This is a genomic window from Sneathiella sp. HT1-7 (assembly GCF_020731145.1).
In the GTDB taxonomy this organism is placed as follows: Bacteria; Pseudomonadota; Alphaproteobacteria; order Sneathiellales; family Sneathiellaceae; genus Sneathiella.
Genome location: NZ_JAJFZN010000002.1, coordinates 599,107 through 625,128, shown reverse-complemented (window position 1 = coordinate 625,128; position 26,022 = coordinate 599,107). Strand labels below are relative to the sequence as shown.

Below are 26,022 nucleotides of genomic sequence, written 5' to 3'. Positions count from 1 at the left end.
TGAACCAAAAAATTTCTTATTTTAAAGAAACACTATTCCGGTATTGGCAAAGCTACATTAATTATTTCATAGCTTTTTAGTCTTCCGGTACGACTCTCAATCCTGTGAGCCTCGCAAACTATAAAGCCATTTCGTTCAAATCTGTCTGCGGCATTTAAACTAAGGCTTTGAGTAATTTTATTTATGTTCGAAGGGAATAGAGCACCTTCCTTTAAGATGAAGGGTATCGGCCTTCCTTCTTCCTTTACGTATATCCTGCCTTTATAGGTATTTATATTGTAACTAGATACACGGCCTTCGACATTTACAGGGTTTTTATCTTTAACAGTATAGCGCAGATATTCAAATGTATCCCTACTAAATTGTGATCGCAAAGGCTCAATATTCGGGCCACTCTGAAATGAAATTTTCCCATCCGTCGCTGTTTCAGAATAAATTATCGGCCTGTGCATCTCTTTTATTGCGGCCTCACATTTCTCTATCACAGAATCAAACCTGCTCTGTTCTAGTATTGGCAAAGCACTCTGCTCATCTTTCTTCAATCGATCATACTGCTCACCCAAAGTACTATTGTAATCAACATGAAAACCTAATGACTCGGAAACAACATAATCATACGCCGAATGCATCAAATGTCCGATAGGTGTGTCTTTCGGAACCGTGCCGAGCGCAAACAAACCACCAACAATGGTAGCTACGATCTTCCAGCTTCCCTCTTCAGCGGGAAAAGTAAGAATCTCTGCGTTTTTAAGAGATGGGGCTTGGGTAATTACTTGACCATTCAAAACTAAATGCGTGGTAATTGCTAGCGAGCGTTGAAAACCTAGCATTGCTTGGGCGGCATCGTACAAATCTAATGTATGCTCATCTGCGTTGCGCCCCTCAAATTTTAACGCAAAACTTACCATCTAATACCTACCTATATCTGACAAAAGATATTCCGAAAAAGAGTTAATCAAGCGATTACAACAAAGACCCCTTCTATAACACTTATTCGTCATACACCAATAATCTAAATAAATATCAAATTTTTCAACTATTAAATGATGAACCACAACAAAAAAGGGCCTGCCGAAGCGAGCCCTTTTCTTTGTCGTATGCTCTCGCGATTAACGCTTTGAGAACTGGAAGCTCCGGCGGGCTTTCGCGCGGCCGTATTTTTTCCGTTCCACAACGCGGCTGTCGCGGGTGAGGAAGCCTTCGGCCTTCAACGCCGGGCGCAGGGCCGGTTCGTAATAGGTCAACGCTTTCGAGATACCGTGGCGTACCGCACCGGCCTGGCCGGAGAGTCCCCCGCCCTTTACTGTGCAGATCACATCGAACTGGTCAACGCGGTCGGTCACTTCGAACGGCTGCAGCAGGATCATGCGGAGCACAGGGCGCGCAAAATAGACTTCCTGATCACGGCCATTGACGGTGAACTTGCCCGAACCGGGCTTGATCCAGACGCGGGCAATGGCGTTTTTCCGCTTACCGGTCGCGTAGGAACGACCGAGGCTGTCAATCACTGGATCGACATGGACAACTTCTATAACCTCGGCGGCCTCAATTAATTCAGCGCCTTCTTCAGCAGCCGGGGCATCCTTGGCGGCGCCTTCGGTCAGGTCTTTCAGATCCTCAAGGGAGTTTGCTTCATCGGCCATACTCAGGCGCTCCTTACGTTCTTAGCATTCATCGACGCAACATCGACCACTTCGGGGTTCTGCGCCGCATGCGGATGTTCGGAACCCGCATAGACGCGCAGGTTGCTGAACTGTTCGCGACCAAGGGCGCCGCGCGGGATCATCCGCTCAACTGCCTTCAGGATCAGCCGTTCCGGATGCGCGCTGGAGAGCGTTTTTTCCGCCGTCCGGCTCTTGATGCCGCCCGGATGTCCGGTGTGCCAGTAGAACACCTTGTCGGTCAGCTTCTTGCCGGTCAGGGCGACTTTTTCCGCATTGATGACAATGACGTTGTCGCCGCAATCGATATGGGGTGTGAACATGGGTTTATGCTTGCCGCGCAGGCGGGTCGCAATAATCGAGGCAAGACGACCGAGAACGAGCCCTTCAGCATCGATCAGCAGCCATTTCTTCTCCACCTCGGATGGTTTCGCAGAATAGGTTTTCATTTAACTCAAGCCTTCGCGTAAAGCGTGCCACAACAAAATAAAGGGAGCAATTGGCTCCCCGATCTGGTGGCGGGTATAATCTCACTTCAAATCCAAGTCAACCGAAATAGCGGTTTATTTTCATTAATTTACGTTTGTGGTATTATAATACCGCAAAATCAGCCGGATATATGCAGAACCGAAAAGATATCACCTTTTCGGCGGGATCGCATAGGTCGCAGTGACATGGGCAACCGGTTCATCCGGATCACCGGCAAAAAGGCTGAATTCCCCGGTGGCGAGGGTTTTCCCGAGTTTTAGAAGACGCCCCTTCGCGATTAGCTCCCCCGGCTCCGGTTTGCGCAGGAAATTGATATTAAGGCTGGTCGTCACCGCAAGCGCGACAGGGCCTATCTGTGCGAGCAGAAGAAGATACATCGCGGCATCGGCCAGTTCCATCATCGTCGGCCCCGAAACCGTCCCACCGGGACGCAAATGCCGCTCCCCGGTTTTCATGGTGACGGTAATGGAGTGATCGTCCACATGATCCACCTTCAGTCCGAGATGATCGACCTGGGGGAAATGCTCCCGATTGAAGGCTTCAAGGTCCTTGGCGGTCATCATGGGCATGGGCGGTTTCTCCTCTTTGTGATGCGGGCAAGATAATCGCCCTCCCCCGCCGCGGCAAGCCCTTCGCGCAACGAGCAGAAAATTACCGCTATAGCATTGATCCGCCGCCAGAAAGGATTATGGTATCTGTCAAAAGACGAATTTACGAGGAATACCCGAATGTCTAGCAGAGAAATAACGAACAAGGACAACGAGGACATCATCCGGTTCAACGTGGCTGATCACATCGCCACAATAACGCTCAACGATCCGACAAGCCGCAACTCCCTCTCGCGCAAGATGATGGGGCGGATGCAGGAGTTGCTGGATGAGATTGCGGCATCAACAGACATTCATGTCGTGATCATCGAGGCGACGGGTCCGGTTTTCAGTTCCGGGCATAATCTCAAGGAAGTCATCTCTGCGCATGAGGATGAGACGGTTGGCGATCTCTTAAAACAATGCTGTACCATGATGCAGGGTGTCGTCACCCTGCCGCAGCCGGTGATCGCCCGCATCGATGGCGCGGTGACGGCGGCGGGAACGCAGCTTGTTGCGTCCTGCGATTTGGCTTACGCGTCGGCAAATTCGAAATTCGCCACCTCGGGCGTTAATTTCGGGCTGTTCTGCTCCACCCCCATGGTCGCCCTCAGCCGCAATGTCGCGCCAAAACAGGCGATGGAAATGCTGGTCAGTGGTGACTTTATTGACGCCGGGCGCGCGATGGAAATTGGCCTGATCAATGCCGCCCTGCCCGAAGGCGAACTGGACGATCATCTACAGGCAATGGCGAAGAATATCGCATCGAAATCGCCGCTGGTCCTGAAACTCGGCAAATCGGCCTTTTACAAGCAGCTTAATATGCCCCTTGAGGAAGCCTACAAATTCACGTCCGGTGTTATGCAGGAAAACATCGCCTCCGAGGATGGGCAGGAAGGCATGACCGCTTTCAAGGAGAAGCGCGCACCTGTCTGGCGGGGAAAATAGGCTCCATGGATCACAACGCATACGCCGATGATTATATCGGCGGGATCCTCAACGAGGTGAAGACTGTTGCCGTGGTCGGCGCGAGCAGTAACCCCTCGCGACCGAGCTACTACGTCATGAAATATATGAAGCGCAAGGGATATCGCTGTATTCCGGTCAATCCGGGCCTCGCGGGACAGGAACTCTTAGGCGAGATGGCCTATGCGTCGCTGTCCGATATCCCTGATCCGATCGATATGGTTGATTGTTTTCGCAGCTCCGACGCCATTCCGCCCATAGTGGACGAGGCCATCAAGATCGGCGCGAAGGTCATCTGGATGCAGCTGGGTGTCCGCCATGACGAAGCGGCGAAGGTGGCGGAAGCCACAGGCCTTAGAGTCGTCATGAACCGCTGCCCCAAAATCGAATTCGGACGACTGTCCGGGGAAATCGCCTTTATGGGCGGCCGGTCCGACGTTATTTCATCAAAAAGATCAAAACTAGTAGGGAAAAAAACATCATGAGCACCCCAAAATTCGAGACCCTCTCCATCCATGCTGGCGCGACGCCGGACCCGACCACTGGCGCCCGCGTCACCCCGATCTATCAGACCTCCGGCTTTGTGTTTGACGATGCGGATCACGCGGCGGAACTGTTCAACCTTCAGGCCTTCGGCAATATCTATTCCCGCCTGACCAATCCGACCAATGCAGTGCTGGAGGAACGGGTGGCGACTCTGGAAGGCGGCGCGACCGGCCTTGCGGTCTCCTCCGGTCATGCCGCGCAGTTGATCGTCTTTCATACATTAATGCAGCCGGGCGATGAATTCCTCGCCTCCACCCGTTTATATGGCGGCTCCATCACCCAGTTCGGCCAGTCGTTCAAGAAATTCGACTGGAACGCCATCTTCGTAGACCCGAAAGACCCGGAAGATTTCAAGAAGGCCCTGACCCCAAAATGCAAGGCCATCTTTATCGAGAGCCTCGCCAACCCCGGCGGCGTGATGACCGATATCGACGCGATTGCCAAGATCGCCCATGACGCGGGCATCCCACTTATTGTCGATAATACGCTCGCCACGCCGTACCATTGCCGCCCGATTGAATGGGGTGCCGATATCGTCGTTCATTCAGCGACGAAATTCCTCTGCGGCCACGGCAATTCCATGGGCGGCATAATCGTCGATAGCGGCAAGTTCGACTGGAGCGCATCCGACAATTTCCCGACCCTGAGCCAGCCGAACGACTCTTACCACGGCCTCAAATTCCATGAGACTTTTGGTCAGCTTGGTTTCGGCATTGCCTGCCGGGCGCTGGGCCTGCGCGACCTCGGTCCTGCCCTCTCCCCGTTCAACGCCTTCATGATCCTGACCGGGATCGAGACCCTGCCCCTTCGCATGGAACGACACAGCGAAAATGCCTTGAAGGTTGCGGAATACTTACAAAAGCATGACAAGGTAAGCTGGGTTTCCTATGCCGGTCTGAAAGGCGATCCTTATTTTGAGCTTGGCCAGAAATATCTGAACGGCGGCGCGGGCGCCGTCCTCACCTTCGGGATCAAGGGCGGCTATGATGCAGGTGTGAAGGTCGTGGAATCGGTGGAGCTGTTCTCCCATCTTGCCAATATCGGCGATACCCGGAGCCTGATCATTCACCCAAGCTCCACCACCCATCGCCAGCTGACCGAGGAACAGCAGGTCGCGGCGGGTGCCGGGCCGGATGTCGTCCGTCTTTCCATCGGGATCGAGAATGTCGATGACATCATCGCCGATCTGGAACAGGCGATCAGCGCCAGCTAACCCTGTCCGTCATAGACGGATAGCTCTATCAGGTTGAGATCGGGGTCGCGCACGTAAATTGACGTGATCGACCCCTTCGCCCCTGTCCGGGCCACCGGCCCTTCGAGAATGGCAATCCCGGCCGCAACCAGCCGGGCCTGCATCTCCTCCAGCTCCCCCTCGATAATAAAGCAGAGATCCGCCGTGCCGGGTTTCGCCAGATGCGCCTTCGGCTCAAACTCATGACCGGCCAAATGCAGGTTGATTTTCGACGTCCCAAACTTCAGCGCGCGCCTCCCTTCCCCGAACTCTTCATAAGTCATTTCCAATAATTCACAATAAAAATACTTGGTTCTCTCAACATTCGAAACAGTTAAAACAATATGATCTATATTTTTAATCATTTTAATTACATATTATTATTGAAAAATATTTATTTACTATCATTTAAATAAATATCCATAGATAAAACAAAATAACCATGAAATATTTATTCATCATTTCGACAATATTCCTATCTATTTGTCCGACAATAGTCGCGGCCAAAGACGGCAGCATTTCCGCCGCAGAAGGCTGGAATAACAGTGCCGGTTTTCAATCATCTTATGACAAGCTGGTCAAGCTGACCACAGCTGAAGCCATTGAACGACAAAATGGTGGATATTACGACCAGTGGTCGCAAAACAATCTCTATGTTTCGAATGTTACCATTGGAGCCCAGACTGTTTTCTCAGAAAGCTCACTTGAAAACGTGCAGATCAATACCGGAAATTGTGGGGCGGTCGGCGGGTTGACCAACATTGAGTCTCCGGGGGAAACCAGGAACACAATTGATGGCGCCCCGTGCCAAGTTGAAAATTCCAATGCAACACAGAATTAGTTCCATATTATTGATCTCTCTTCTCTTGACCGGTTGCATTGGCTTCGGTGACAAAAACATTAGTCAGCCGAAAGGGCCGCCAGTTCAGTCACTGATCACGCCTTATGATCAGCTGATAGCTTGTGTCGCTGAAAACAACATAATGCCTGGCGTCTGGGCAGTCGGCGAAATCATAGACGCGACCGGAAAATTCAGCTCCGAATATGCAGGCACGGGTAAGTATGTCAGCCAGGGCGCAGGCGACATGATGCAAACCTCCCTGATGCAGGCGAAGGCGGAAACTGTCGTGAACCGGCGCGACCCGCGGCCCATCATTTCGGAAATCCAGCTTGGGATCCGGGATACGAAACAGTTCGTCCGGATGGATTATTATATTACCGGATCGATCAACACGCTGGACTTTATCCCAGGTGCCGCAGCGGAGGTGACCATTGCAGGGATCGGCCCGCGCTATCGGCAGAACCGCGCAATTATCGGGCTGGATTTGCATCTGACTGATGCGCGCACATCAAAGGTATTGGCGGCGGTCAATATATCCAAGCAGATTTTTGCCGACGAGGCTGGATTCGGGATCGGACGCTTCTTTGGCGACACGCTGGTCGATCTTGATGTCAATGTCCAGAACCGTGAGCCATTGCAGCTCTCTCTTCGCTCCATGCTGCAGTTCGGGCTCTATGAGATGCTGTCTGAGCGGAGCCCCGAATTACGGGATAGCTGTCAGCAAATCGTCGACTCTGTTGAGGGGGTCGAGGATACAACCACCGAAACCTTAAAAATATTTCATCCAACAGGTTAGCGTCATTTTTAATTTATTTTCGCGAAAGGAATTTATTATGAAAAAACTTATTATTGCGGCTTTTACTCTTTCACTCTTTGCCAGTCCCGCTATCGCAGGGAGTATTACTGGCGTAACTCCGCCCGTTAGCAGTGGCAGTGACGGGCAAATCGGCACATATGGCAACAGCGCTCTGGATATCAGCGTCACTGGCGCGACTGGAAACATCGTAAATAACGGGAACTATGCCGCTTTCTTTGGGTCTTCTAACACCGGCAGCATCGCTGGAACGGTCAATATCAATAATGCCAAACTGATGGCCCCGACTTTCCCGTCAAAAATTAATACCGGCAAAGGCGGCTTTAGCTATACAACTGTCAGCGGCGCCACAATCGGTGCCAATACCTACTATGAATCTAAAGCTGTACGTTTTGAAGCGCTGCAATATGAGGACGGCCTGATAAACCTGCTCGAATCCCTGGTAGATGATTAATCAAAGCTCGTTACAGAGCGACGTAACGACCTCACAGAGATAACTAGCCAGCCCTGGGGTCCCTGGGGCTGTTTTTGATTGCGCCAATACGGCGTCCAACGATTTTTTTATCCTAATTTTCTATCTGGAGTTTATTATGAATAATATATTTAACTTATTAATAGTATTTTCGCTTCTTTCCGGCCTTATGCTGGCCGGCTGTAGCTTCGATGGACCGTCCGGAGATCCACAGAACGATGACCGGAGAGATGGCGGTGACGTTACCAATGACACGCCCGACGACGGAGTAGGCGGCGAAGATACTACTGGCACGCAAGGCGGGTTAGATGAAGATGGAAATCCAACTTAACTCTGATGACGGCGAATAAAACGGCAATATATCGGCTGCGCACCCTATGCGATTTCCCGTAAGGGAAAGCTTTATACTATGTCCTCCGACCGGTCAGCATCCGCTGGCCGGTTTTGTTGTGCCCGCTCCGCCCGGATTTCATGCACCACGAAGAGCGCGGCGGCGAGCACCAGCATCCCGCCCGCCTGATGCGCCGCGCCGAGGGCGACCGGCACCACATGAAGCAGCGTCACAATCCCGAGGAACACCTGCGCGAAAACCAGGCTGACCAGCAGCGACACACCAAGGCGCAGCCGTGCGCTAATGCTTCCGCTCCGGCTCGTGAGATAGAGCCAGACGGCGACGAGCGCAATAACATAGGCAATCATACGGTGGACAAACTGGACCGTCCCCGGATTTTCGAGGAAGTTGTGATAGAGCGGCTGCATATAGAGGAAATCCTCGGGGATGAAGCTGCCGCCCATCAGCGGCCAGTCCGTATAGACAAAGCCCGCATTGAGCCCGGCGACGAACCCGCCGATCAATATCTGAAGCGCGATCAGGACCAGCAGGAAATACCCCGTCTGCCGAACCATAGCGCTCGCGGGCACGGCCCTTTCAATCACGGGCCGGGTGAGGTCGAAAATCGTCCACAGCAGCACGGAGAATATCAGGCTGGCGAGCGCGAGATGCGCAGTCAGGCGGTAATGGCTGACGTCCGGTTGATCGACCAGACCGCTTTTGACCATAAACCAGCCCATGCCGCCCTGCGCCGCGCCGAGTAGAAAGAGCAGCGCGAGCCGGGGCGCCATTTGTCTCGGAATTTTTCGGAACAACAATAGCAGGACGAACGGCACAAAAAACGCGAGGCCGATCACCCGGCCCAACACCCGATGCGCAAACTCGAAAGCGTAGATGCCCTGAAACTCGGAAAGGCTCATGCCCTTGTTGATTTTCTGGTATTCGGGGAACGCCTTGTAGCGTTCGAACTCCGCCATCCAGGCTTCATGGCTCAAGGGCGGCAGCCAGCCCGTCACCGGCTTCCAGTCGGTCATCGAGAGGCCCGAATTGGTCAGCCGCGTCACTCCGCCCAGCACGATCATCGCGAACACCAGCACCGCCACCAGCGTGAGCCAGCCAATCACCAGTTTGCGCCCGTCACGCGCGGGCGCGACCCTGTTTTCCTGTATATCCGTCGTCATGGCCGCAACATAGCCCAATCGCCGACAAAAGCAATATAGCGAAAAGGGGATTGCGACACCCCGCCGCAGGGGATGCGGAGGGGAGGGCGCGCTACGATATCTACACCCTCCTCGTCGAGGAGATCACTAAATGCATGGTCTGCGACAACCGTCGCAGCCGCTCGAAAAACTTCACGACCAAAGTCGCCAGCCCACCCGTCACACCGTTCGCCAAAGGGTATGAATATCCGGATTTTTCGAAGGATCGAAATTTAACCGGGAGAGCCTAGGTTTTCGCGTCGGTTTTTTTCTGAATCAATTGTTCTTCGAAGAAGAGATCGCAAAGGCAGGGATTTCATTTTCCCACTGTTCAGATCCAGCAGCCAGAAATGTTCAATGTCAGCCGCAAAATCTTCGGGCGATATCGGTTCCTGCGGCGGCAAAATCACGAGTTGATTGCCATCGGAGGAAATTGAGACTTGGCTCACCCTGTCAACGCCTAGGTCTGCGGCGGTCGTCAGCGTGCGAAACTTGCCCTTTTCCCAGAGATAAACGATGTCTTTCTTGCCGCTTAAGGCGGCAATCCGGGCGCCGTCAAATGAAGAGGATATCGAGCGAATCCGATACTGGCGATCTGCCGGGAACCGGGGATCGAAAGGCATATTGTCCTTGTCAAAAGCGACGGAAAGTTCATCACTTTCAATACTATAAAAAAAAGCGGACGGCTTGCGCGCTTCCAGTTCCTCATACCCCGGCCCCAACGCGACCGTGCCGCTGAAGATAAGACGGTTATCCCCTGAGCGGGACAATCGGCCATCACCCTTGAAAATGACGGCGTCATGATCATAAGCCAATACCGACTCATCGGACGCAATATGGGAACCGGTTGAATTTTCCAGATCAAGTTCATTCAGCCAGTAATCCGCGTTGAACTGCATCCAGAATACGATTGAGCCTTTAGCGCCCCCACTCATCACATGATAAATGCGGTTCCCATCAGATGAAAAAATTGGGTAACCACGCACAACAGAACGACCATATTTCGGCCAACTTGTTCGACGTAATCCTCTAGCAGATAGCAAATAATCCCAATTGTACGTCTTTTGCCGTGCGTCTGTGATCCAAGTGAATTTATTGGTGTCAAGCTCAAAAACACCAATCTGCGTTCCATATATTTCATCGGAACAATTTTCAGTGATGCAGACAGTAACCATCGTCAGTTTTTTACCGGTGGGATCGAAGCTCGGTGAATGCCATCCGAAACCCATTTCGGGATTCAATGGAGGTTTGAGAATATTGACAGCCTGACTTTTCAGGTCATAAATCCCGATCGCAAGACGGGATCGATTGGTGCGCTGATCGACAAATGAAAATTCGTAGAAATCGAAGGCAAAATATCGGCCATCTGGTGAGAAGGACGGATTATTGACCGACAGCCTCACTAGCGGTTTGCCGTCTGCTGTCGTTTCATCCATTGAAGCGCCCCGGAATTTGTAATCTGACGCTGAGCAGGAAATGCAGGCAAGAACCGCCAGCATCAAACTTACAAAAACTTTGCCGGAAATCATTATGACGGCTCCCTACATCAATACCAGAATCACCACCTTAACGATTTAACAGAAGAATTAAAATCTCTTTAAAATCACCACTAAAAAAAGCCCCGAAACCGTTAGGCTTCGAGGCTTTTAATTGGTCGGGCAGAGAGGATTCGAACCTCCGACCCCTTCGCCCCCAGCGAAGTGCGCTACCAGGCTGCGCTACTGCCCGCCAGATCCTGGCGACCGGGCCGTGTGTTACCGGCCCAAGGCTGGCGCACTATACTGACGCCCGCGCGCGATGGCAACGCCCGTTATGGCACCAAACCCACTTTTTTTAGGACCGCAAAAATCTCCCGCAAGAGCGCCTAGGCGAGCATCTCTTTCAGCTCTTTCAGATCGCTCAACACACCGCGGAGCTGCGCCTTCGCATCACCGGAAAGAGGATCACCGCTGCCGCCGTCACTGGCCGACTGGCTAAGCGCCGGATTCCCCTCCGCCCGCGCGGCGGAGACCATGGCATCGACATTATCGATGCGACCCCCCTGCTCTTTCAGGAGCTTCTGCGCCCCGCGAATCGTAAAGCCATGCTTATAGAGAAGGTCGCGAATGCCGCGGATCAGCTCCACATCGGAGGGGCGGTAGTACCGCCGACCGCCACCGCGTTTCAGCGGCTTGACGACCTTGAACTTGGTTTCCCAAAAACGCAGGACATGCTGCGGAACTTCCAGCTCCGCCGAGACTTCGCTGATGGTGCGGAAGGCATCGGGCGATTTTTGCAGTTTCTGTGCTTCTCTCGCCACCTTATGCGCCACCGTTGCCCTTATTGATCTTGTCCTTCAGGACATGCGACGCGCGAAAGACGAGTACCCGGCGCGGGTTAATCGGCACTTCCTCCCCCGTTTTCGGGTTACGGCCGATCCGTCCGGTTTTCTGCCGCACCTGCAGGCTGCCGAAGGAAGAAATCTTTACAGTCTCGCCGGCAACGAGCCGGTCCGAAATTTCTGACAGAATAGCCTCGACATGATCCGCGGATTCATTGCGGGACAGGCCGACCTGCTGATAAACAGCCTCTGCCAAATTTGCTCTGGTTAAAGTATTTTTCGTCATGTTATCACCCCATTAGACTTTACAGGATTATCAATGCGACGGGCCTCGTCAATCATAAAGGTGTAATTATCGGCTGTTACCCGCCGAAAAGCCCGGTTTTTGGCAAAAAGACACGATAACTGATTGAAATTGATCGCGGATTTGACGGCCTATAGAAGTTGCCGAAAAAGAGATTCGCGAGACGCGACTACCAGCGGACCAGCGCAGAGCCCCAAGTAAAGCCCCCGCCCATAGCCTCCAGCAGCAGCAGATCGCCGCGCTTGATGCGCCCATCCCGCACCGCCTCATCCAAGGCAAGCGGCACAGATGCGGCGGAAGTATTACCGTGTTTATCGACAGTTAAAACAACTTTCTTAGGATCAAGTTTAAGTTTTCGACCGGTCCCGTCGATGATCCGCTTGTTCGCCTGATGCGGCACCAGCCAGTCGATATCCTCTGTTGTCAGGCCCGTTGCCTCCATCGCCTCATGGACGACGCTGGCAAGGTTATTCACTGCATGTCGGAAAACCTCCCGCCCCTCCATCCGGAGGAAACCGGTCGTCTGGGTCGAGGACGGGCCGCCATCGACATAAAGAAGGTCATGCTTGTCGCCGTCTGAATGCAGATGGCTGGTGAGAATGCCGCGGTCATCCGATGTGCCTGCGCCGTCCTCCGCCTCCAGAATAACCGCGCCCGCGCCATCCGCAAAGAGAACGCAGGTCGTGCGGTCTTCCCAATCGAGAATGCGCGAGAATGTCTCCGCCCCTATAACCAGAGCGCGATTAACCTGACCGGATTTGACGAAATTATCCGCCGTCGCCAGCGCGAAGAGAAAACCTGTACAGACAGCCTGAACGTCGAAAGCAAAACCGCGCGTCATGCCGAGGTTCTTCTGCACCACCGTTGCAGACGCGGGGAATGTCTCATCAGGCGTCGCGGTGGCAAGGATTATCAGGTCGATGTCATCGGGCGTCAGCCCCGCCATCTCCAGCGCCGCTTTCGCCGCATGGGTTGCCAGATCGGAGGTTAGCTCGTCATCCGCTGCGATATGTCGCTGCTTGATGCCGGAACGGGCGACAATCCATTCGTCCGTCGTATCGACTCTCTTGGACAACTCGTCATTCGTGACAATACGTTTGGGAAGGTAGGATCCGGTGGCGGTAATAACTGAGCGACGCATGTACTTCCTGTTCTATCCGGCATCTTCTACGGTGCTGGAAGCTTTATTTGTGTTTTTGATGGGCCGGGATGCCGAAGCGGCAGATTGCTGTTCTTCCGCGTCTTCGTCAGGCGTGACAGCATTATTACTCATTTTCGCGGCCATATCAAAGGTCTCGAAATTATTCCGCATTTTATCGATCATGTCATCGGAAACCATCTCGATGGCAACCCCGATGGCATTGGCAAAACCCATCTCATCGGTCCCGCCATGGCTTTTCACGCAGAGACCATTGAGACCGAGAAGAACGCCGCCATTATACATACGCGGATCGAGCCGCTCTTTCAGGATGTTCAAGCCCCCCCGAGAGAAGACATAGCCTATTTTAGCGAAAATCGAGCTTTTGAAACCGGCCCGGAGGAAATCGGTAAAGAGCCGCACCACTCCTTCTGCGGTTTTCAGCGCGACATTACCGGTAAAGCCGTCGGTAACGATGACGTCAACAACGCCGCGGGTGATATCATCGCCCTCAACAAAACCCTGATATTCAAATGGCGGGTGCTCGATCGATTTAAGGCGCTCTCCCGCCTCCTTGATCGTATCGTTGCCCTTGAGTTCCTCAATCCCGACATTGAGAAGTGCGACGCGAGGCGGAACACGGCCCAACACTGCGCGCGCAAATTCGGCGCCCATAAAGGCAAACTGCACGAGGTTATCGGCATCACACTCGACATTGGCGCCGAGATCAAGCATCACCGTCTCTCCCCTTGGGGAGGGTAGGACTGAGGCAATCGCCGGCCGGTCAATCCCCGCCATCATTCGGAGCGAGACTTTCGCCATCGCCATCAGAGCTCCGGTATTACCGGCGGACACAATCGCCCCGGCCTCTCCTGAACGCACAGAATCGATCGCAAGACGCATACTGCTCTTACGCCCCTTCCGCAGCGCCTGGCTGGGCTTATCTTCTGATTTAACGGCCTCATCCGTGTGGCGCAGCTCACAAGCATCGCGCACCCCGGGATACGCTTTCAAGAGCGGCTCCAATCGCGCCTCATCGCCGAACAATAGGAAACGGGCCTTTGGAAATTGCACACGGACAATGTCGATGCCCTTAATCACGATGTCAGGAGCATCATCTCCTCCCATCGCATCAAGAGCAATGACAATATTCTCAGGCATATTTCTGTCCGGTTCCGGCCATCCTAATCAGCAATCGCCGATTAGAGGATGTCGCTCGTTTCCAGGATTTCGCGGTCGCCATAATGGCCACATGAACCGCAAATATGGTGGGCGCGCTTCATTTCGCCGCAATTCGGGCATTCCTGCGTCTGGGTGCCGACAAGCGCGTCATGCGACCGGCGCATGTTGCGTTTGGATTTGGTGGTCTTTCTCTTTGGTACTGCCATTTTTCCAGTCTCTCACTTCAGATGCCCTTCGCCAGGGCGATAATATAAATTACATTGATATGAGATAGCGTTACGCCTTCATATCACTTCTTGCTCATCAAGTCCTTCAAATTTGCAAAGGGTTGGTGTGTCCCCTGCTCCTTCTTGACCTGATCCAGGTCTAAATCTTCTTCTTCCACCGGCTCCGGCAGGTCCGCCCGTCGCGGATAAGGCTCCAGCGCCAGCGCGATCTGCTCCATCACCATGGTCAGCAGGTCGATCCGGTTATTTACGATCAACTCCGGCGGATCCGGCTCTTCCAGCCCCACCACCTTGTCCATATCCTCGACAACGAGATCTTCCGGATCAAAGGTGTATAACACCGTAAATTCTTCGTCAATCGCTTGTGCCACCGGGTCCAGCGACACGACACAGGCCTGAACCGCCGCAGCCTGCAAGCGCCCCGTCAGCAACACCTGACCGTTTGCTCCCTGACGAACCAACGATCCGCGCGCCGTTACATCGGAAAGACCAAGGATATCCAGCGACTTCGCCAGAGCCTCACATTCCTCTGTCGTCGCCTGAATATTGAACTTCAGGGGCTCTCGCCCAAGACGCTCGACATTGATCAACCGAGCGACATCACCCCCGGTATCTTTCATGGCGATAGTTCCTTCTAAATTCAGCACAAGCATAACCTGCCGGCGTCATTCCGTCGGGCACGCGATTCGAAGGCGCGAAAATACTGTTTTAGATGCCTGCGGTCAACGGATTTTGTCATTTCCCGCAAATGGCATCCCCCACCCCGTCAAACAAGGGTGAAATTTAGCAATTTCGCTGCCTGTCAGCATGCGCCAAACCCGCCGAAATCTGCATTTCCCTTCATCAGCATATCGACCCCCTGCCCCGCAAGCCGCTGATCCGCCGCCCGCAGATAACGCGCGAGTGACGCGACGGCCTCTTCCGGAACCTCATCGACCGTACCGTAATGGTTCCGCCGCAGCGCTTCTGCGAGAGATTCCTCGCCCTCCCCATCAAGGGCAGAATCATAGGCCGCGACGCGGCCATAAAAGGCCTTGGCCATTTTCTTGATGTGCTTGCCAATGCTGAGGTCGCCAATACCAATTTCGCGTAAGGATTGGTCCATATCAGCGAACATCTCATCGAACAGGGCCTGTGAAAGTTTTTGTGCCTTGTCCCCGCCGCCTTTCAGCTGCCGCATAATCAGGAAGGCATGCAGCGAAATCATTTCGAACCGGCCATCGACTGTGTCGGGGACCGCCGCGTCCTCGTAAAAAGCCGGAATGCGCGACTGACGGACGATTTCCGCATAAAGGTCGGCCGCCGGGCGTTCCAGCGGGTTGCGGCGAAATAAATCAGCTATTCCCACGCGATTTCCCCGTAAATCCGGCATCTATGCGGTTTTTCATCAACATCGGCGTCCTGTTTCCAAGAAAATTTGACAATTGCCAATAGGCAAGTCATTTAGTACCCTTGAGTTACGCATTTCGCGGCGGTTAGTCAACCGAAAGACACGCCGGAGCAAGGAACCATGAAACGATTGAAGACCGGGATTTCTATTGCCGTTCTTGGCCTCGCGCTCACCGCGTGTGATCCGATCAAGACGAACCAGGGTTATCGCCTGGACCCTGAGCAGCTTGCCCAGATCGAGGCGGGCGTCACCAATAAGGATTCGGTGCAGGCAATCATGGGCTCTCCTTCCAGCATTGCGACCTTCCAGACCGAAGGCGACGCCTGGTACTATATCAGCAGCAAGACGGAACATCTGGCCTTCTTCGCAAAGGAAGTGACCGAGCGCGATATTGTCATTGTCAAGTTTGACATCAATGACACAGTGGCCGAGATCCGGGACCTCAAGAAGGAAGACGGTCAGGAGATTGAGGTTGTCGAGCGGGAAACCCCGACCGGCGGACGCAAGCTTGGCCTGCTGGAGCAGCTGTTCGGAAACCTTGGCCGGTTTAACAGCGCAGGAGAAGGGCAATAATTCCTCCCCATTGTTTTCACGCAAGAAAAAAACCCCCGGCCAAAACCGGGGGTTTTCTTTTAGGCTTTGACTGCTTTGGCTTAATGCGCCATCGCCGCCAATAAGAGGAGTGCGATGATGTTCGTGATCTTGATCATCGGGTTCACGGCTGGACCAGCTGTATCCTTGTAAGGATCGCCAACCGTATCACCGGTCACCGCCGCCGCATGAGCATCTGTGCCCTTCCCGCCGTGGTTCCCATCCTCGATATACTTCTTGGCATTATCCCAGGCACCGCCGCCCGCCGTCATGGAGACAGCGACGAAGAGACCGGTGATAATCACACCCAGAAGCATGGCACCAAGGGTCGCGAAGGCGGCTGATTTATCCGCAATAAGCAATATCACGAAGAAGACGACGATCGGCGCCAACAAAGGCAGCAAAGACGGTATGATCATTTCCTTGATCGCCGCCTTGGTCAGCAAATCCACCGCACGCCCATAATCAGGCTTGCCAGTGCCTTCCATGATGCCGGGGATTTCCTTGAACTGCCGACGCACCTCACGCACAACGGAACCCGCCGCCCGGCCCACGGCCATCATGCCCATGGCCCCGAACAAATAAGGCAATAATCCACCCAAAATCAGGCCAACAACGATATACGGATTTTGCAGGCTGAAATCGAGGGTGACGCCCTGGAAGAACGGAAATTTGGTCGGGCTCGCCAGACTGATGAAATGCTTGAGATCCTCCGTATAGGCGGCAAACAGCACCAATGCCCCCAGCCCGGCAGAACCAATAGCATATCCCTTGGTGACGGCTTTCGTTGTATTCCCAACGGCATCGAGCGCATCCGTGGTTTTACGCACATCCTCATCCATCTCTGCCATTTCCGCGATACCACCTGCGTTATCCGTTACCGGACCATAGGCATCGAGGGCGACGATCATACCGGCCAGCGCCAACATCGTTGTCACCGCAATCGCGATGCCGAACAATGCCGCCAGATTATAGGACACGATAATACCGGCACAGATAATAATTGCCGGAACGGCTGTCGCTTCCATCGAGACCGCAAGGCCCTGAATAACATTGGTGCCGTGACCCGTTTCCGAGGCCGCGGCAATGCTGCGTACCGGACGATATTCAGTCGAGGTATAATATTCCGTGATCCAGATCAGCAGGCCCGTCACCACGAGACCAACAAGACCACAGAAGAACAGGCTCATCCCCGTGAATTCCTTATCGCCAATCGTATAGACCGTGTCCATGCCGATGGTAAAGGAAGTGACCGGCCAAAGCGCGATCGCAGAGAGGACTGTTGTCACGAGGAAGCCCTTATAAAGAGCGCCCATGATGCTGTTATTGGCGCCAAGTTTGACGAAAAACGTACCGATAATGGAGGTCAGGATACAAACTGCGCCGATCATCAGCGGATAGCTCATCAAGGCGGCATCATTCGCGAAATAGATGGAGCCCAGAACCATGGTCGCAACAACTGTCACTGCATAGGTTTCGAACAAGTCAGCGGCCATACCGGCGCAGTCACCGACATTGTCGCCCACGTTATCGGCGATAACCGCAGGGTTCCGAGGATCATCCTCAGGAATACCGGCTTCGACCTTACCGACGAGGTCAGCGCCAACATCAGCACCTTTGGTGAAGATACCGCCGCCAAGACGGGCGAAGATGGAAATAAGGGACGCGCCCAGGCTGAGAGCGACAAGGCTGTTGACCATATCCCGGCCATCAACGCCCGCGCTTGTCAGATAAGCGTAATAGCCGGCAACCGCCAGCAAGGCGAGACCGACAACCAACATACCCGTGATCGCGCCCGCCTTGAATGAAACGTCAAGACCGTCGCTCAGGCTCTTGGAGGCTGCGGCGGCTGTGCGCACATTAGCGCGGACAGACACATGCATGCCAATAAAGCCCGCCGCGCCGGACAGAACCGCGCCGATGAGGAAGCCAATGGCGACCTTGAGACCAAATATAAAGAACAGAATAACAAATATGACGATCCCAACGAGACCGATGGTCATATACTGGCGGTTCAGATAGGCAGATGCCCCTTCCTGAATTGCCGCCGAAATCTGCTGCATTTTTTCCGTTCCGGCATCACGCGAAAGAACCGACTTACCTGCATACACACCGTAGCCCAAGGCTATCAGTCCGCAGACAATCGGAATCCATAATTCTACTGACATTCTTTCATCCCCATCAAAGTTACAAGCTGGCCGTTACATGGCCATACGTTTTTTGTTGATTATTGTGCGAAGTATTCCCCCATAAATGTGAAACCGGGCTTTCTCAAGTACCGGTCGAATAGTAGAATGCCAGATTACCTTATTTTGCGCAAGGATTGGAAATACCTAATTTAGCCAGCCCTTTCCAAGCATTTTGTCATATGCTTTTTACTTGATTTTTTTTGATTAGCCGGTGGCAAAATCTTCCGGAACATGCTATCGCAGCGCCAGTATTTCCCAGGAGACAATGAGTCATGGATCTTTCAAAAATTCCGGCGGGCAAAGATGTACCGCGGGACGTCAATGTCGTGATCGAAATCCCTCTTGGCGGTGTCCCCGTCAAATATGAGGTGGATAAGGAAAGCGGCGCGATGTTTGTCGACCGGTTCCTGCATACGGCGATGTTCTATCCCTGCAACTACGGCTTCATTCCCCAAACCCTCGCCGATGATGGCGATCCGGTCGACGTTCTGGTGGCGGGCCCCATCCCGGTCATGCCCGGTGCCATCATCCGCGCACGTCCCGTTGGCGTATTAATCATGGAGGATGAGGCTGGTCAGGACGAGAAAATCCTGAGCGTACCGGTCGATGAGTTGCACCCCTATTATTCCAACATCGCCAACTATTCCGATCTGCGCGGCATCCTGCTCGACCAGATCTCCCACTTCTTTGAGCATTATAAAGATCTGGAAGAAAATAAATGGGTCCGGATCAAGCGCTGGGGCGATGCCGAGGAAGCCGGAGAAATGATCCGCAAGTCCCTCGTCTGAATTAACCAACTGAGGTATGAGGCGGGCTCAGGCCCGCCTGCCCAACTACTACTTAGCGGCGACGCGCCGACGCTGTCCGCGCATGCTCCAGAGTGCGAGCAGGATTACGAAGCCGAGCAATGGCAACGCCCCCAGATTGACGACTTCCCAGCCGAACCGCTCCTGCAGCTGACCGCTCATCAAGGATGCGGTCGCCACCGTACCAAACACCATAAAATCATTCAGCCCCTGGACTTTCGCAGTCTCTGACGGCCGATATGTTGTGGCGACCAGTGTCGTGCCTCCGATAAACATGAAGTTCCACGAGAGGCCGAGCAGGACCAGAGCAATATAGAAGTTCGCAAGTTCCAGTCCGATCAAAGAAACGATTACGCTTCCCAGACCCAGCAGGGCGCCCAGAATAATGATCCTGTATTCCCCATAGCGCGAAATCAGGGATCCCGTGAAAAAGCTGGGGCCGAACATGGCGACCACATGCCAACTAATGACATTGAAGGAATCACTCGGCGCGTGACCGCAACCGACCATAGCGAGCGGCGTCGCCGTCATTATCAGGCTCATTACACCATAACCAATCATGGCGCTTAAGACCGCAACGATGAAGGTCGGCTGCTTGACAATCTCCGAAAGTGGACGCTGGCTCGTTTCATGATCAGGGATAACCATTTTCGGTATCCTGACAAAGCTCAGTAATATGAGGGAGATAGCCCCCAAAATTATGATTGAGAGATAAGAGCCGAGATACATAAATGGCGCGAACAGGTCTTTGCTGTGGCTTGCGATCTGCGGCCCGAGAAAACCGGCGATCACCCCGCCCGCCAAGACATAAGAGACGGCCTTGCTACGGTTCTTGTTGCCAGCAATGTCGATCGCGGCGAAACGATAGTAGTTTCCGAATGCCGTCGACATGCCGACAAATATGGCCCCGAATGCGAACAGCCAGAAGCTGCTGATCCAAATGGCATAGCTGCAGATCGCCGCGCCTGTGATGCCGATCATCACGCCGAAGAGAAATCCGGGCTTGCGCCCGACCTTCCGCATAAAGAAAGAGGCCGGAATGGTTGCAATCGCCGTTCCCGTCACAACGGCCGTTACCGGCACGGTCGCAAGAGATTTGTCATCGCCGAGCAAAACAAGACTTGCGAGCGCCGCCGAGGAAATCATGATGGAGGTGGTGCTGTTCATCAGCGCCTGACACCCGGACATCAATAAAATACTTAACTTCGTCCGGCGGTCCATCATTTCCCGTCCTTCTCGTTTGCTTATAAAATACGCGCGCTAATTATGCAGCGCCCTGCATTTTCCGATAGCTTTCCAAAACCGCATAGTCACTGACGCAATCCGCCTTGACGGGCACGGCCTGCTCCCTCGATTGCCAAAGACTGTAGAGCCCCTTCTCCCAGCGATCCGGATCCAGCAGAACCATATGTGCAAAGAGCCCCGGTGTCTTCAGAAGACTTTGGTGATGCTCCTTCTCTGCCTGCATCAGCGCACCGACAGGACTGCCGGAAGGCACCTTGTCCACAGCACTACACATATATTTGGGGTCGCCCTTGGCCGGACCATAATCAAATGCAATCACTTGCCAGCTTCGAACGCGCGGGCGACCGAAAGTTTCAGTCACGCCATTAAACAGGTTGTTGAGAAGGAAGTCCTGGGCGAACTGGGCGTTCTCCCAAATATAGAAGGGCGCATAAACATGCTCTTCGGCATCATACAGATAAAATTTATGACGCAGCCCGGGGCATCCCTCGAACAGTTGACTTCTGGCCGCGACATGCTCTTGTATTTGCTTATCGTCAAAATCTTCCGGCAAGCGCACCGTGTATTGCATCGCCAGCATACATGTCTCCCGAATGTACATAAAAATCTCGTGAAATATGTCAAGATTAAGACAAAAGCACAACCCACACAAACGCATAGCTATTATGCATTATCGCTAAAGCAGTTCAAAAATGCTGCCATCCACGGGCGGAAAGCGACATCTCTGTCCCATCTTCCTCAGTCACACGAACCCCTTTTTCACCCTCTACCATCTCCCCGATGATGGTCAGCGGGACACCGCCTTTTTTTGCGAGTTTTACCAGATCATTCCGCCGCTCAACCGGAAAAGTAAAGGCAAGTTCATAGTCGTCACCGCCTGTAAGCACCTTCTCGATCAGGGAGTTATCAGATTGCACCGCCGACTCTGCGGCGTCAGAAAGAGGAACCTTCGTCCATTCAATGACGGCACCCACGCCGGATTCCTTCGTGATATGCCCGATATCGGCGATCAGACCATCGGAAATATCGATGCAACTTGTCGCCCGTTCGACCAGCGCCTGCCCGAGTGCCAATCGCGGATCCGGCAGATGATAGCGATCCATTAGATATTCCTGATGCGTGGTATCCAGATCGGGGAGCCTGTCCCCTGCAGCAAGAAGACCGAGTGCACCATCCCCAATCGTACCGGAGACAACGATCAGATCGCCTGCCGCGGCGCCATTGCGACGGAGGGCCTTCCCCTCTTCTACCTCACCGATTGCCGTGAGGGAGAGCGACAGCGGCCCCGCTGTGCGCACCGTATCGCCGCCCAGAAGCCCGACTTGGAATTCGTCCTGATCGAGAGACAGCCCCTCGGCAAAGCGCTCAATCCAGATATGCGGGAGATCCTCCGGCCAGAAAGTTGCGAGAAGATAGCCGACCGGCACCGCCCCCATTGCCGCGAGATCAGAAAGATTAACCCGCAGCAGCTTGCGCGCCACATCACCCGGCAGGTCGGACTCGCGAAAATGCACGCCAGCGACCATCGCATCCTTGGTCAACACGAGGTCTTTTCCCTTGGTCGGACTAAGAACCGCTGCATCGTCTGTCAGACCGAGCGACGCGGGTGTATTGGCAGCGAGAGGTTTCAACACCCTCTCGATCAGTGCGAATTCACCTTCCTCGGTATCTCGCGTATCGTCTGACATATCAGTCAAATTCGCCAGCGCGCAGCTCTTTTGCGATCTTGTCCAGAACACCATTGACCAGCGCTGGCTCCTTCCCCGTAAAGAAGGTCCGCGCAATGCCGATATACTCCTTGATCAGTACTTTCGCGGGCATATCGACGCGGGCAAGAAATTCATAGGTCGCAGCGCGAAGCAAGCAAAGCAACACGACTTCCAACCTGTCCGTCGTCCGGTCTTTCTCTAGACGATCACCGATCAGCTTGTCGATCTCTTCCTGCCGCGCATCTGTGTTGAGCACGATATCCTCAAACAGCGGCTTGTCGCTATCCTTGAATTGATCGCCATCCAACTCCGCACCAACACGATGCTGAAGAAATTCTTCCACCACCTCTTGCGCAGACTTGTTGTCATCATGCGCCAACTGGTAAAGAGCCTGCACCGCGTTCAGCCGGGCAAGGGTGCGGCGACTGTGCTTGTCGCCCCGTTTTTCACTGCGGGCGTTCATCGAGGGAACATTCCAAATTTTTCCTTGAGTTTAAGCATTTGAAGCGCCGCTTCCGCCGCGCCGCCGCCCTTGTTCTTTTCGTTTTTGCGGGCACGTGCCCAAGCCTGCTCATCATTTTCGCAAGTGATAATGCCATTGCCTATAGCAATACAATAATCTGTCGAGATATCCATCAGCGCCCGCGCGCTTTCCTCCGACACCGTGTCATAGTGAGAGGTTTCGCCGCGGACCACGCAGCCGAGCGCAACATAAGCATCATAACGCCTGCGGCCGCCCATGAACTCCATCGACTTGATGGCAAAGCGGATCGCGGCCGGAATTTCAAGACAACCCGGCACCTGCACGATTTCATAGGTTGCGCCCGCCGCGTCCAGCGTCTCTTTTGCGCCGTCAAGCAAGGCATCGGAAATATCGCGGTAAAAATCCGCTTCGACGATCAGCACATGTATATCATTGGTCATGGCTTACCCCTTTTGCTCGATCAGGCGCGTTTCCGTGATCGCAAGACCATAGCCATCGAGTCCGACAACCGTCCGCGTATGATTGGAGAGCAGGATCATGTTCTTGATTCCGAGATCAATGAGGATTTGCGCACCGATACCGTAGTCGCGCAGTTCATGCTGCTCTTTCAGCGGCTCGCCAAGCTTGCGCCGCACCCGATCGGAAAGCGCCATGGCGCGCGGCTCGCGAATAAGAACAACAACGCCCTTGCCCGCCGCATTAATCTGTTCCATCGCACTGTGCAGCGTATCAGGATTCTCATCCAATTCGCCAAGGACATCGCCGAGCAGATTCAGCGCATGCATACGCACCATCACCGGATCGTCGCCAGAAACTTCGCCTTTCACCAGCGCCACATGCTCCGCATATTCCGGGCGGTTGGAGAAGACGATCATTTTCCAGTCGCCGCCATATTTGCTGGAAATGTCGGCCTCGACCTCCCGTGTGATCAGGCTGTCATGGCGACGGCGATAGGCGATTAGATCGGCAATGGTGCCGACTTTCAGGCCATGGAACTGGGCAAATTTCACCAGATCGGGAAGGCGTGCCATGGTTCCGTCGTCATTCATGATCTCGCAGATGACCCCGGCGGGCTGTAGCCCCGCAAGACGGGAAATATCAACCGCCGCCTCCGTGTGGCCCGCGCGGCGCAAGACCCCCCCTTCGCGTGCAACCAGTGGAAAGACATGCCCCGGCGAAACGATATCCTGCGCATTCTTGGTCGGATCAATGGCAACAGCAATCGTACGGGCGCGGTCCGCGGCGGAAATGCCGGTAGTGACGCCTTCGCGCGCCTCGATCGAGACGGTGAAGTTGGTCGTCAGGCGGGAGGCGTTATCCTGCGCCATAAGCGGTAAACCAAGATGGTTGATCCTGTCCTCCGACATTGAAAGACAAATCAGCCCCCGGCCAAACTTTGCCATGAAGTTGATCACATCCGGGGTCGCCATCTGCGCCGGGATTACCAGATCGCCTTCATTTTCCCGGTCCTCCGCATCGACAAGCACGAACATCTTGCCATTGCGGGCATCCTCAATGATTTCCTCTGTTGAGGCGAGGTACTCTTTATAGCTCATTTTTTCTTATTTACCTCTGTCATGCGGGCGACATAGCGCGCCAGTACATCAATTTCGAAATTGATACGCCGCCCGACGGTCAGCGTGCCAAAAGTGGTATGTTCCTGCGTATGCGGAATGATATTGACGGTAAAATGATCGTCACCGACTTCATTCACGGTGAGGGAGACGCCATCAAGACAGATAGAGCCTTTCGCCGCGACCAGCCCCGCAAACTTTTCCGGCAGGGAGAAGACAAGCTTCGTTGAATCGCCCACAGTTTCCATAAGCAGCAGCGAGACCACCGCATCGACATGGCCGGTGACAACATGGCCGCCAAGTTCATCACCGATTTTAAGCGCCCGTTCGAGGTTAATCTTCGTGCCTTCTATCCAGTCGCCAAGGTTGGTGCAGGAAAGCGTCTCGTCCGACGCATCGACAGCGAACCACCCCTCCCCTTTCTCGATCACGGTGAGGCACGGGCCGGAGCAGGCGATTGACGCGCCGATATCGATTGTGTCCGTGTCAAAGGAGGTTTCGATTTCAAAGCGGGTATCGCCGGTTTTCTCAATGGCGCGGACCCGTCCGACATCTGTAATTATGCCTGTAAACATTCTGCTCAATTCCGAAGAAAATAACTTTCCAATAAATCATCACCCAGCCGACGTTCCTCGATCAGGTGAAGTTCCGGCGCCTCGCTGATCCGCTCCAGCCCGATGGATTCAAGGGCGGGAATACCATCCCCGCCAATAATACGGCCCGCACGGAACCACATCAAGCGATCCGCCAACTCATCTTTTATCAGCGTTGCCAGAAGATGGGAACCACCCTCGACAAGTATTCGCGTTATTCCACGCTTCGAGAGCGTCTCGAGACCAAGCGTCATGTCCGGCAGACCCGAGGCATTAGCGGTAACCTCAATAACTTGAACACCGAGATCCTCAAGCGCCTGCAACCGGTCTTTATCGTTGCCCGGCACGGTCAAAATCCAGAGTGGAATCTCTTTCGCCTTCGCCACCAACTTGGACGTAAGCGGCAACCGCAGGCGCGAATCCGCGACGATACGAATGGGGGAATGTTTCTCCAGCCCGTCAATGCGACAGGTCAGGTCCGGGTTATCGACCAACGCCGTGCCCACACCGATCATGATCGCATCATTCTCAGCCCGCAACATATGGCCGTAACGTCTCGCCGCCGGTCCTGTGATCCATTTGCTATCACCTGTGGTGGTGGCAATCCGCCCATCGAGGCTGGTCGCCATTTTAAGCGTGACCAGTGGTCGCCCATGCAACCGGGTGGTGAGAAAGCCCGCATTCAGTTCCGAGGCTTCGTTGGCGAGAAGGCCTTCGACAACCTCGATCCCGGCCTTCTGTAGAATTTCGATGCCACCACCATTGACCCGCTCATCCGGATCACGAAGCGCGACGACAACGCGCCCGACCCCAGTCTTAACAAGTGCCTCGGCGCAGGGGGGAGTCTGTCCATGATGCGCGCAAGGTTCCAGCGTGACATAGACAATGGCCCCCTTCGCCTGCGCACCTGCCATGTCGAGCGCCATGGTTTCCGCATGGGGACGACCGCCATCCTGGGTCCAGCCGCGCCCCACGACCTTCCCGCCCTGAACAACCACGCAGCCGACCGCTGGGTTGGGCGCGACCCGACCCAGACCACGCGCGGCAAGGCGCAAGGCCGCCCGCATATGAAATTCATCCCGTTGGGTGTTAAAGGCTGTCATAGGTTCCGGCGTTCCTGGAGACGGAGTTCA

At 54.0% G+C, this 26,022-nt stretch carries 33 protein-coding genes and 1 tRNA gene; 10 read left to right on the top strand and 24 right to left on the bottom strand.

All coding sequences use genetic code 11. The features are described from left to right. Nucleotides 1-32 precede the first annotated feature (32 nt). The 4 genes from LKE13_RS08250 to LKE13_RS08235 form a co-directional block, all read right to left on the bottom strand. Nucleotides 33-908: a hypothetical protein gene (locus LKE13_RS08250; RefSeq protein WP_227950090.1), complete on the bottom strand. Its 876-nt coding sequence runs from the start codon at nt 906-908 to the stop codon at nt 33-35. Nucleotides 909-1,109: 201 nt separating this feature from the next. Next, complete coding sequence (gene rpsI / locus LKE13_RS08245) at nt 1,110-1,643, bottom strand: 30S ribosomal protein S9 (protein WP_415776506.1); 534 nt, start codon at nt 1,641-1,643, stop codon at nt 1,110-1,112. A 2-nt stretch (nt 1,644-1,645) separates the two neighbouring features. Next, nucleotides 1,646-2,110, bottom strand: coding sequence for a 50S ribosomal protein L13 (rplM, locus tag LKE13_RS08240; protein WP_227950088.1), 465 nt, complete (start codon nt 2,108-2,110; stop codon nt 1,646-1,648). A gap of 189 nt (nt 2,111-2,299) precedes the next feature. After that, nucleotides 2,300-2,719: a PaaI family thioesterase gene (locus tag LKE13_RS08235; RefSeq protein ID WP_227950086.1), complete on the bottom strand. Its 420-nt coding sequence runs from the start codon at nt 2,717-2,719 to the stop codon at nt 2,300-2,302. Nucleotides 2,720-2,878: 159 nt separating this feature from the next. Between LKE13_RS08235 and LKE13_RS08230 the strand changes: the two genes are divergently transcribed. Genes LKE13_RS08230 through LKE13_RS08220 form a run of 3 tightly spaced genes read left to right on the top strand, consistent with a single transcriptional unit; the run spans nt 2,879 to nt 5,462 of the window. Next, nucleotides 2,879-3,685, top strand: coding sequence for an enoyl-CoA hydratase (locus LKE13_RS08230; RefSeq protein ID WP_227950084.1), 807 nt, complete (start codon nt 2,879-2,881; stop codon nt 3,683-3,685). Between the two features lie 5 nt (nt 3,686-3,690). Next, on the top strand, nt 3,691-4,188 hold the full coding sequence (locus tag LKE13_RS08225; RefSeq protein WP_227950082.1) for a CoA-binding protein: 498 nt from the start codon (nt 3,691-3,693) through the stop codon (nt 4,186-4,188). Continuing rightward, nucleotides 4,185-5,462 carry an O-acetylhomoserine aminocarboxypropyltransferase gene (locus tag LKE13_RS08220; protein ID WP_227950080.1) on the top strand — a complete coding sequence of 426 codons (1,278 nt, stop codon included), beginning with the start codon at nt 4,185-4,187 and terminating at the stop codon, nt 5,460-5,462. Before LKE13_RS08225 ends, LKE13_RS08220 begins: the two co-directional genes overlap by 4 nt. On the opposite strand, the gene LKE13_RS08215 is transcribed toward LKE13_RS08220, so the two are convergent. Further along, nucleotides 5,459-5,845, bottom strand: coding sequence for a VOC family protein (locus LKE13_RS08215; protein WP_227950078.1), 387 nt, complete (start codon nt 5,843-5,845; stop codon nt 5,459-5,461). The genes LKE13_RS08220 and LKE13_RS08215 overlap by 4 nt on opposite strands. Before the next feature lie 77 nt (nt 5,846-5,922). Between LKE13_RS08215 and LKE13_RS08210 the strand changes: the two genes are divergently transcribed. The 4 genes from LKE13_RS08210 to LKE13_RS08195 all read left to right on the top strand — a co-directional run bounded on the left by LKE13_RS08210 (nt 5,923) and on the right by LKE13_RS08195 (nt 7,938). Further along, nucleotides 5,923-6,321, top strand: a complete 399-nt coding sequence (locus tag LKE13_RS08210) for a hypothetical protein (protein ID WP_227950076.1) — start codon at nt 5,923-5,925, stop codon at nt 6,319-6,321. Next, entirely contained in the window at nt 6,305-7,117 is an 813-nt protein-coding gene (locus tag LKE13_RS08205) for a CsgG/HfaB family protein (protein WP_227950074.1), read from the top strand. The genes LKE13_RS08210 and LKE13_RS08205 overlap by 17 nt, the downstream gene beginning before the upstream one ends. A 37-nt stretch (nt 7,118-7,154) precedes the next feature. After that, the gene (locus LKE13_RS08200) at nt 7,155-7,589 is read left to right on the top strand and encodes a hypothetical protein (RefSeq protein WP_227950072.1); all 435 of its coding nucleotides are present in this window, start codon (nt 7,155-7,157) and stop codon (nt 7,587-7,589) included. A 136-nt stretch (nt 7,590-7,725) separates the two neighbouring features. Then, entirely contained in the window at nt 7,726-7,938 is a 213-nt protein-coding gene (locus tag LKE13_RS08195) for a hypothetical protein (protein ID WP_227950070.1), read from the top strand. A 71-nt stretch (nt 7,939-8,009) separates the two neighbouring features. Here LKE13_RS08195 and LKE13_RS08190 read toward each other — a convergent pair whose 3' ends face one another. After that, on the bottom strand, nt 8,010-9,119 hold the full coding sequence (locus tag LKE13_RS08190) for a COX15/CtaA family protein (protein ID WP_227950068.1): 1,110 nt from the start codon (nt 9,117-9,119) through the stop codon (nt 8,010-8,012). Nucleotides 9,120-9,169: 50 nt separating this feature from the next. Between LKE13_RS08190 and LKE13_RS08185 the strand changes: the two genes are divergently transcribed. Further along, a complete protein-coding gene (locus LKE13_RS08185) occupies nt 9,170-9,388 on the top strand; it encodes a hypothetical protein (RefSeq protein ID WP_227950066.1) in 219 nt (72 codons plus the stop codon). On the opposite strand, the gene LKE13_RS08180 is transcribed toward LKE13_RS08185, so the two are convergent. From LKE13_RS08180 to LKE13_RS08140, 9 genes are all read right to left on the bottom strand, one after another. Next, nucleotides 9,371-10,666, bottom strand: a complete 1,296-nt coding sequence (locus tag LKE13_RS08180) for a hypothetical protein (RefSeq protein WP_227950063.1) — start codon at nt 10,664-10,666, stop codon at nt 9,371-9,373. The genes LKE13_RS08185 and LKE13_RS08180 overlap by 18 nt on opposite strands. A gap of 122 nt (nt 10,667-10,788) precedes the next feature. Further along, nucleotides 10,789-10,865, bottom strand: a tRNA-Pro gene (locus tag LKE13_RS08175). Nucleotides 10,866-11,001: 136 nt separating this feature from the next. Further along, the gene (locus tag LKE13_RS08170) at nt 11,002-11,436 is read right to left on the bottom strand and encodes a MerR family transcriptional regulator (protein WP_227950061.1); all 435 of its coding nucleotides are present in this window, start codon (nt 11,434-11,436) and stop codon (nt 11,002-11,004) included. A 1-nt stretch (nt 11,437) separates the two neighbouring features. Then, on the bottom strand, nt 11,438-11,743 hold the full coding sequence (locus LKE13_RS08165; protein WP_227950059.1) for an integration host factor subunit alpha: 306 nt from the start codon (nt 11,741-11,743) through the stop codon (nt 11,438-11,440). Nucleotides 11,744-11,930: 187 nt separating this feature from the next. Further along, nucleotides 11,931-12,902 carry a beta-ketoacyl-ACP synthase III gene (locus LKE13_RS08160; protein WP_227950057.1) on the bottom strand — a complete coding sequence of 324 codons (972 nt, stop codon included), beginning with the start codon at nt 12,900-12,902 and terminating at the stop codon, nt 11,931-11,933. A gap of 12 nt (nt 12,903-12,914) precedes the next feature. Beyond that, nucleotides 12,915-14,060, bottom strand: a complete 1,146-nt coding sequence (gene plsX / locus LKE13_RS08155; RefSeq protein WP_227950055.1) for a phosphate acyltransferase PlsX — start codon at nt 14,058-14,060, stop codon at nt 12,915-12,917. A 41-nt stretch (nt 14,061-14,101) separates the two neighbouring features. After that, nucleotides 14,102-14,287: a 50S ribosomal protein L32 gene (gene rpmF, locus LKE13_RS08150; RefSeq protein ID WP_227950053.1), complete on the bottom strand. Its 186-nt coding sequence runs from the start codon at nt 14,285-14,287 to the stop codon at nt 14,102-14,104. An 83-nt stretch (nt 14,288-14,370) separates the two neighbouring features. Further along, entirely contained in the window at nt 14,371-14,928 is a 558-nt protein-coding gene (locus LKE13_RS08145) for a YceD family protein (protein WP_227950051.1), read from the bottom strand. 182 nt (nt 14,929-15,110) lie between these two features. Beyond that, nucleotides 15,111-15,656, bottom strand: a complete 546-nt coding sequence (locus LKE13_RS08140; protein WP_227950049.1) for a ubiquinol-cytochrome C chaperone family protein — start codon at nt 15,654-15,656, stop codon at nt 15,111-15,113. 162 nt (nt 15,657-15,818) lie between these two features. Between LKE13_RS08140 and LKE13_RS08135 the strand changes: the two genes are divergently transcribed. Further along, the gene (locus LKE13_RS08135) at nt 15,819-16,271 is read left to right on the top strand and encodes an outer membrane protein assembly factor BamE (RefSeq protein ID WP_227950047.1); all 453 of its coding nucleotides are present in this window, start codon (nt 15,819-15,821) and stop codon (nt 16,269-16,271) included. Between the two features lie 80 nt (nt 16,272-16,351). Here the strand turns inward: LKE13_RS08135 and LKE13_RS08130 are convergent, their stop codons facing one another. Continuing rightward, nucleotides 16,352-18,457 carry a sodium-translocating pyrophosphatase gene (locus tag LKE13_RS08130; protein WP_227950045.1) on the bottom strand — a complete coding sequence of 702 codons (2,106 nt, stop codon included), beginning with the start codon at nt 18,455-18,457 and terminating at the stop codon, nt 16,352-16,354. A 293-nt stretch (nt 18,458-18,750) separates the two neighbouring features. On the opposite strand from LKE13_RS08130, the gene ppa reads away from it, so the two are divergent. Then, a complete protein-coding gene (ppa, locus tag LKE13_RS08125; RefSeq protein WP_227950043.1) occupies nt 18,751-19,266 on the top strand; it encodes an inorganic diphosphatase in 516 nt (171 codons plus the stop codon). Nucleotides 19,267-19,314: 48 nt separating this feature from the next. Here ppa and LKE13_RS08120 read toward each other — a convergent pair whose 3' ends face one another. The 8 genes from LKE13_RS08120 to ribD all read right to left on the bottom strand — a co-directional run bounded on the left by LKE13_RS08120 (nt 19,315) and on the right by ribD (nt 25,992). Further along, a complete protein-coding gene (locus LKE13_RS08120; RefSeq protein ID WP_265334818.1) occupies nt 19,315-20,508 on the bottom strand; it encodes an MFS transporter in 1,194 nt (397 codons plus the stop codon). Nucleotides 20,509-20,548: 40 nt separating this feature from the next. Then, nucleotides 20,549-21,109 carry a DUF4865 family protein gene (locus tag LKE13_RS08115; RefSeq protein WP_227950041.1) on the bottom strand — a complete coding sequence of 187 codons (561 nt, stop codon included), beginning with the start codon at nt 21,107-21,109 and terminating at the stop codon, nt 20,549-20,551. A gap of 106 nt (nt 21,110-21,215) precedes the next feature. After that, nucleotides 21,216-22,217 (bottom strand): thiamine-phosphate kinase, encoded by a 1,002-nt coding sequence (gene thiL / locus LKE13_RS08110; protein WP_227950039.1) that lies wholly within the window; start codon nt 22,215-22,217, stop codon nt 21,216-21,218. 1 nt (nt 22,218) lies between these two features. Continuing rightward, entirely contained in the window at nt 22,219-22,701 is a 483-nt protein-coding gene (gene nusB / locus LKE13_RS08105) for a transcription antitermination factor NusB (protein WP_227950037.1), read from the bottom strand. Continuing rightward, a complete protein-coding gene (locus LKE13_RS08100; RefSeq protein ID WP_227950035.1) occupies nt 22,698-23,162 on the bottom strand; it encodes a 6,7-dimethyl-8-ribityllumazine synthase in 465 nt (154 codons plus the stop codon). The genes nusB and LKE13_RS08100 overlap by 4 nt, the downstream gene beginning before the upstream one ends. A 3-nt stretch (nt 23,163-23,165) precedes the next feature. Continuing rightward, nucleotides 23,166-24,278 (bottom strand): 3,4-dihydroxy-2-butanone-4-phosphate synthase, encoded by a 1,113-nt coding sequence (gene ribB, locus LKE13_RS08095; protein ID WP_227950033.1) that lies wholly within the window; start codon nt 24,276-24,278, stop codon nt 23,166-23,168. After that, nucleotides 24,275-24,871, bottom strand: a complete 597-nt coding sequence (locus tag LKE13_RS08090; RefSeq protein ID WP_227950030.1) for a riboflavin synthase — start codon at nt 24,869-24,871, stop codon at nt 24,275-24,277. The genes ribB and LKE13_RS08090 overlap by 4 nt, the downstream gene beginning before the upstream one ends. A 5-nt stretch (nt 24,872-24,876) precedes the next feature. Then, entirely contained in the window at nt 24,877-25,992 is a 1,116-nt protein-coding gene (gene ribD, locus LKE13_RS08085) for a bifunctional diaminohydroxyphosphoribosylaminopyrimidine deaminase/5-amino-6-(5-phosphoribosylamino)uracil reductase RibD (RefSeq protein ID WP_227950028.1), read from the bottom strand. Nucleotides 25,993-26,022 lie beyond the last annotated feature (30 nt).

What these genes read in the sequence shown, in the direction of transcription:
- LKE13_RS08250 (WP_227950090.1), bottom strand. Translation starts at nt 908, where the DNA reads ATGGTAAGTTTTGCGTTAAAATTTGAGGGGCGCAACGCAGATGAGCAT.
- rpsI (WP_415776506.1), bottom strand. Translation starts at nt 1,643, where the DNA reads ATGGCCGATGAAGCAAACTCCCTTGAGGATCTGAAAGACCTGACCGAA.
- rplM (WP_227950088.1), bottom strand. Translation starts at nt 2,110, where the DNA reads ATGAAAACCTATTCTGCGAAACCATCCGAGGTGGAGAAGAAATGGCTG.
- LKE13_RS08235 (WP_227950086.1), bottom strand. Translation starts at nt 2,719, where the DNA reads ATGCCCATGATGACCGCCAAGGACCTTGAAGCCTTCAATCGGGAGCAT.
- LKE13_RS08230 (WP_227950084.1), top strand. Translation starts at nt 2,879, where the DNA reads ATGTCTAGCAGAGAAATAACGAACAAGGACAACGAGGACATCATCCGG.
- LKE13_RS08225 (WP_227950082.1), top strand. Translation starts at nt 3,691, where the DNA reads ATGGATCACAACGCATACGCCGATGATTATATCGGCGGGATCCTCAAC.
- LKE13_RS08220 (WP_227950080.1), top strand. Translation starts at nt 4,185, where the DNA reads ATGAGCACCCCAAAATTCGAGACCCTCTCCATCCATGCTGGCGCGACG.
- LKE13_RS08215 (WP_227950078.1), bottom strand. Translation starts at nt 5,845, where the DNA reads ATGATTAAAAATATAGATCATATTGTTTTAACTGTTTCGAATGTTGAG.
- LKE13_RS08210 (WP_227950076.1), top strand. Translation starts at nt 5,923, where the DNA reads ATGAAATATTTATTCATCATTTCGACAATATTCCTATCTATTTGTCCG.
- LKE13_RS08205 (WP_227950074.1), top strand. Translation starts at nt 6,305, where the DNA reads ATGCAACACAGAATTAGTTCCATATTATTGATCTCTCTTCTCTTGACC.
- LKE13_RS08200 (WP_227950072.1), top strand. Translation starts at nt 7,155, where the DNA reads ATGAAAAAACTTATTATTGCGGCTTTTACTCTTTCACTCTTTGCCAGT.
- LKE13_RS08195 (WP_227950070.1), top strand. Translation starts at nt 7,726, where the DNA reads ATGAATAATATATTTAACTTATTAATAGTATTTTCGCTTCTTTCCGGC.
- LKE13_RS08190 (WP_227950068.1), bottom strand. Translation starts at nt 9,119, where the DNA reads ATGACGACGGATATACAGGAAAACAGGGTCGCGCCCGCGCGTGACGGG.
- LKE13_RS08180 (WP_227950063.1), bottom strand. Translation starts at nt 10,666, where the DNA reads ATGATTTCCGGCAAAGTTTTTGTAAGTTTGATGCTGGCGGTTCTTGCC.
- LKE13_RS08165 (WP_227950059.1), bottom strand. Translation starts at nt 11,743, where the DNA reads ATGACGAAAAATACTTTAACCAGAGCAAATTTGGCAGAGGCTGTTTAT.
- LKE13_RS08160 (WP_227950057.1), bottom strand. Translation starts at nt 12,902, where the DNA reads ATGCGTCGCTCAGTTATTACCGCCACCGGATCCTACCTTCCCAAACGT.
- plsX (WP_227950055.1), bottom strand. Translation starts at nt 14,060, where the DNA reads ATGCCTGAGAATATTGTCATTGCTCTTGATGCGATGGGAGGAGATGAT.
- rpmF (WP_227950053.1), bottom strand. Translation starts at nt 14,287, where the DNA reads ATGGCAGTACCAAAGAGAAAGACCACCAAATCCAAACGCAACATGCGC.
- LKE13_RS08145 (WP_227950051.1), bottom strand. Translation starts at nt 14,928, where the DNA reads ATGAAAGATACCGGGGGTGATGTCGCTCGGTTGATCAATGTCGAGCGT.
- LKE13_RS08135 (WP_227950047.1), top strand. Translation starts at nt 15,819, where the DNA reads ATGAAACGATTGAAGACCGGGATTTCTATTGCCGTTCTTGGCCTCGCG.
- LKE13_RS08130 (WP_227950045.1), bottom strand. Translation starts at nt 18,457, where the DNA reads ATGTCAGTAGAATTATGGATTCCGATTGTCTGCGGACTGATAGCCTTG.
- ppa (WP_227950043.1), top strand. Translation starts at nt 18,751, where the DNA reads ATGGATCTTTCAAAAATTCCGGCGGGCAAAGATGTACCGCGGGACGTC.
- LKE13_RS08120 (WP_265334818.1), bottom strand. Translation starts at nt 20,508, where the DNA reads ATGATGGACCGCCGGACGAAGTTAAGTATTTTATTGATGTCCGGGTGT.
- LKE13_RS08115 (WP_227950041.1), bottom strand. Translation starts at nt 21,109, where the DNA reads ATGCTGGCGATGCAATACACGGTGCGCTTGCCGGAAGATTTTGACGAT.
- thiL (WP_227950039.1), bottom strand. Translation starts at nt 22,217, where the DNA reads ATGTCAGACGATACGCGAGATACCGAGGAAGGTGAATTCGCACTGATC.
- nusB (WP_227950037.1), bottom strand. Translation starts at nt 22,701, where the DNA reads ATGAACGCCCGCAGTGAAAAACGGGGCGACAAGCACAGTCGCCGCACC.
- LKE13_RS08100 (WP_227950035.1), bottom strand. Translation starts at nt 23,162, where the DNA reads ATGACCAATGATATACATGTGCTGATCGTCGAAGCGGATTTTTACCGC.
- ribB (WP_227950033.1), bottom strand. Translation starts at nt 24,278, where the DNA reads ATGAGCTATAAAGAGTACCTCGCCTCAACAGAGGAAATCATTGAGGAT.
- LKE13_RS08090 (WP_227950030.1), bottom strand. Translation starts at nt 24,871, where the DNA reads ATGTTTACAGGCATAATTACAGATGTCGGACGGGTCCGCGCCATTGAG.
- ribD (WP_227950028.1), bottom strand. Translation starts at nt 25,992, where the DNA reads ATGACAGCCTTTAACACCCAACGGGATGAATTTCATATGCGGGCGGCC.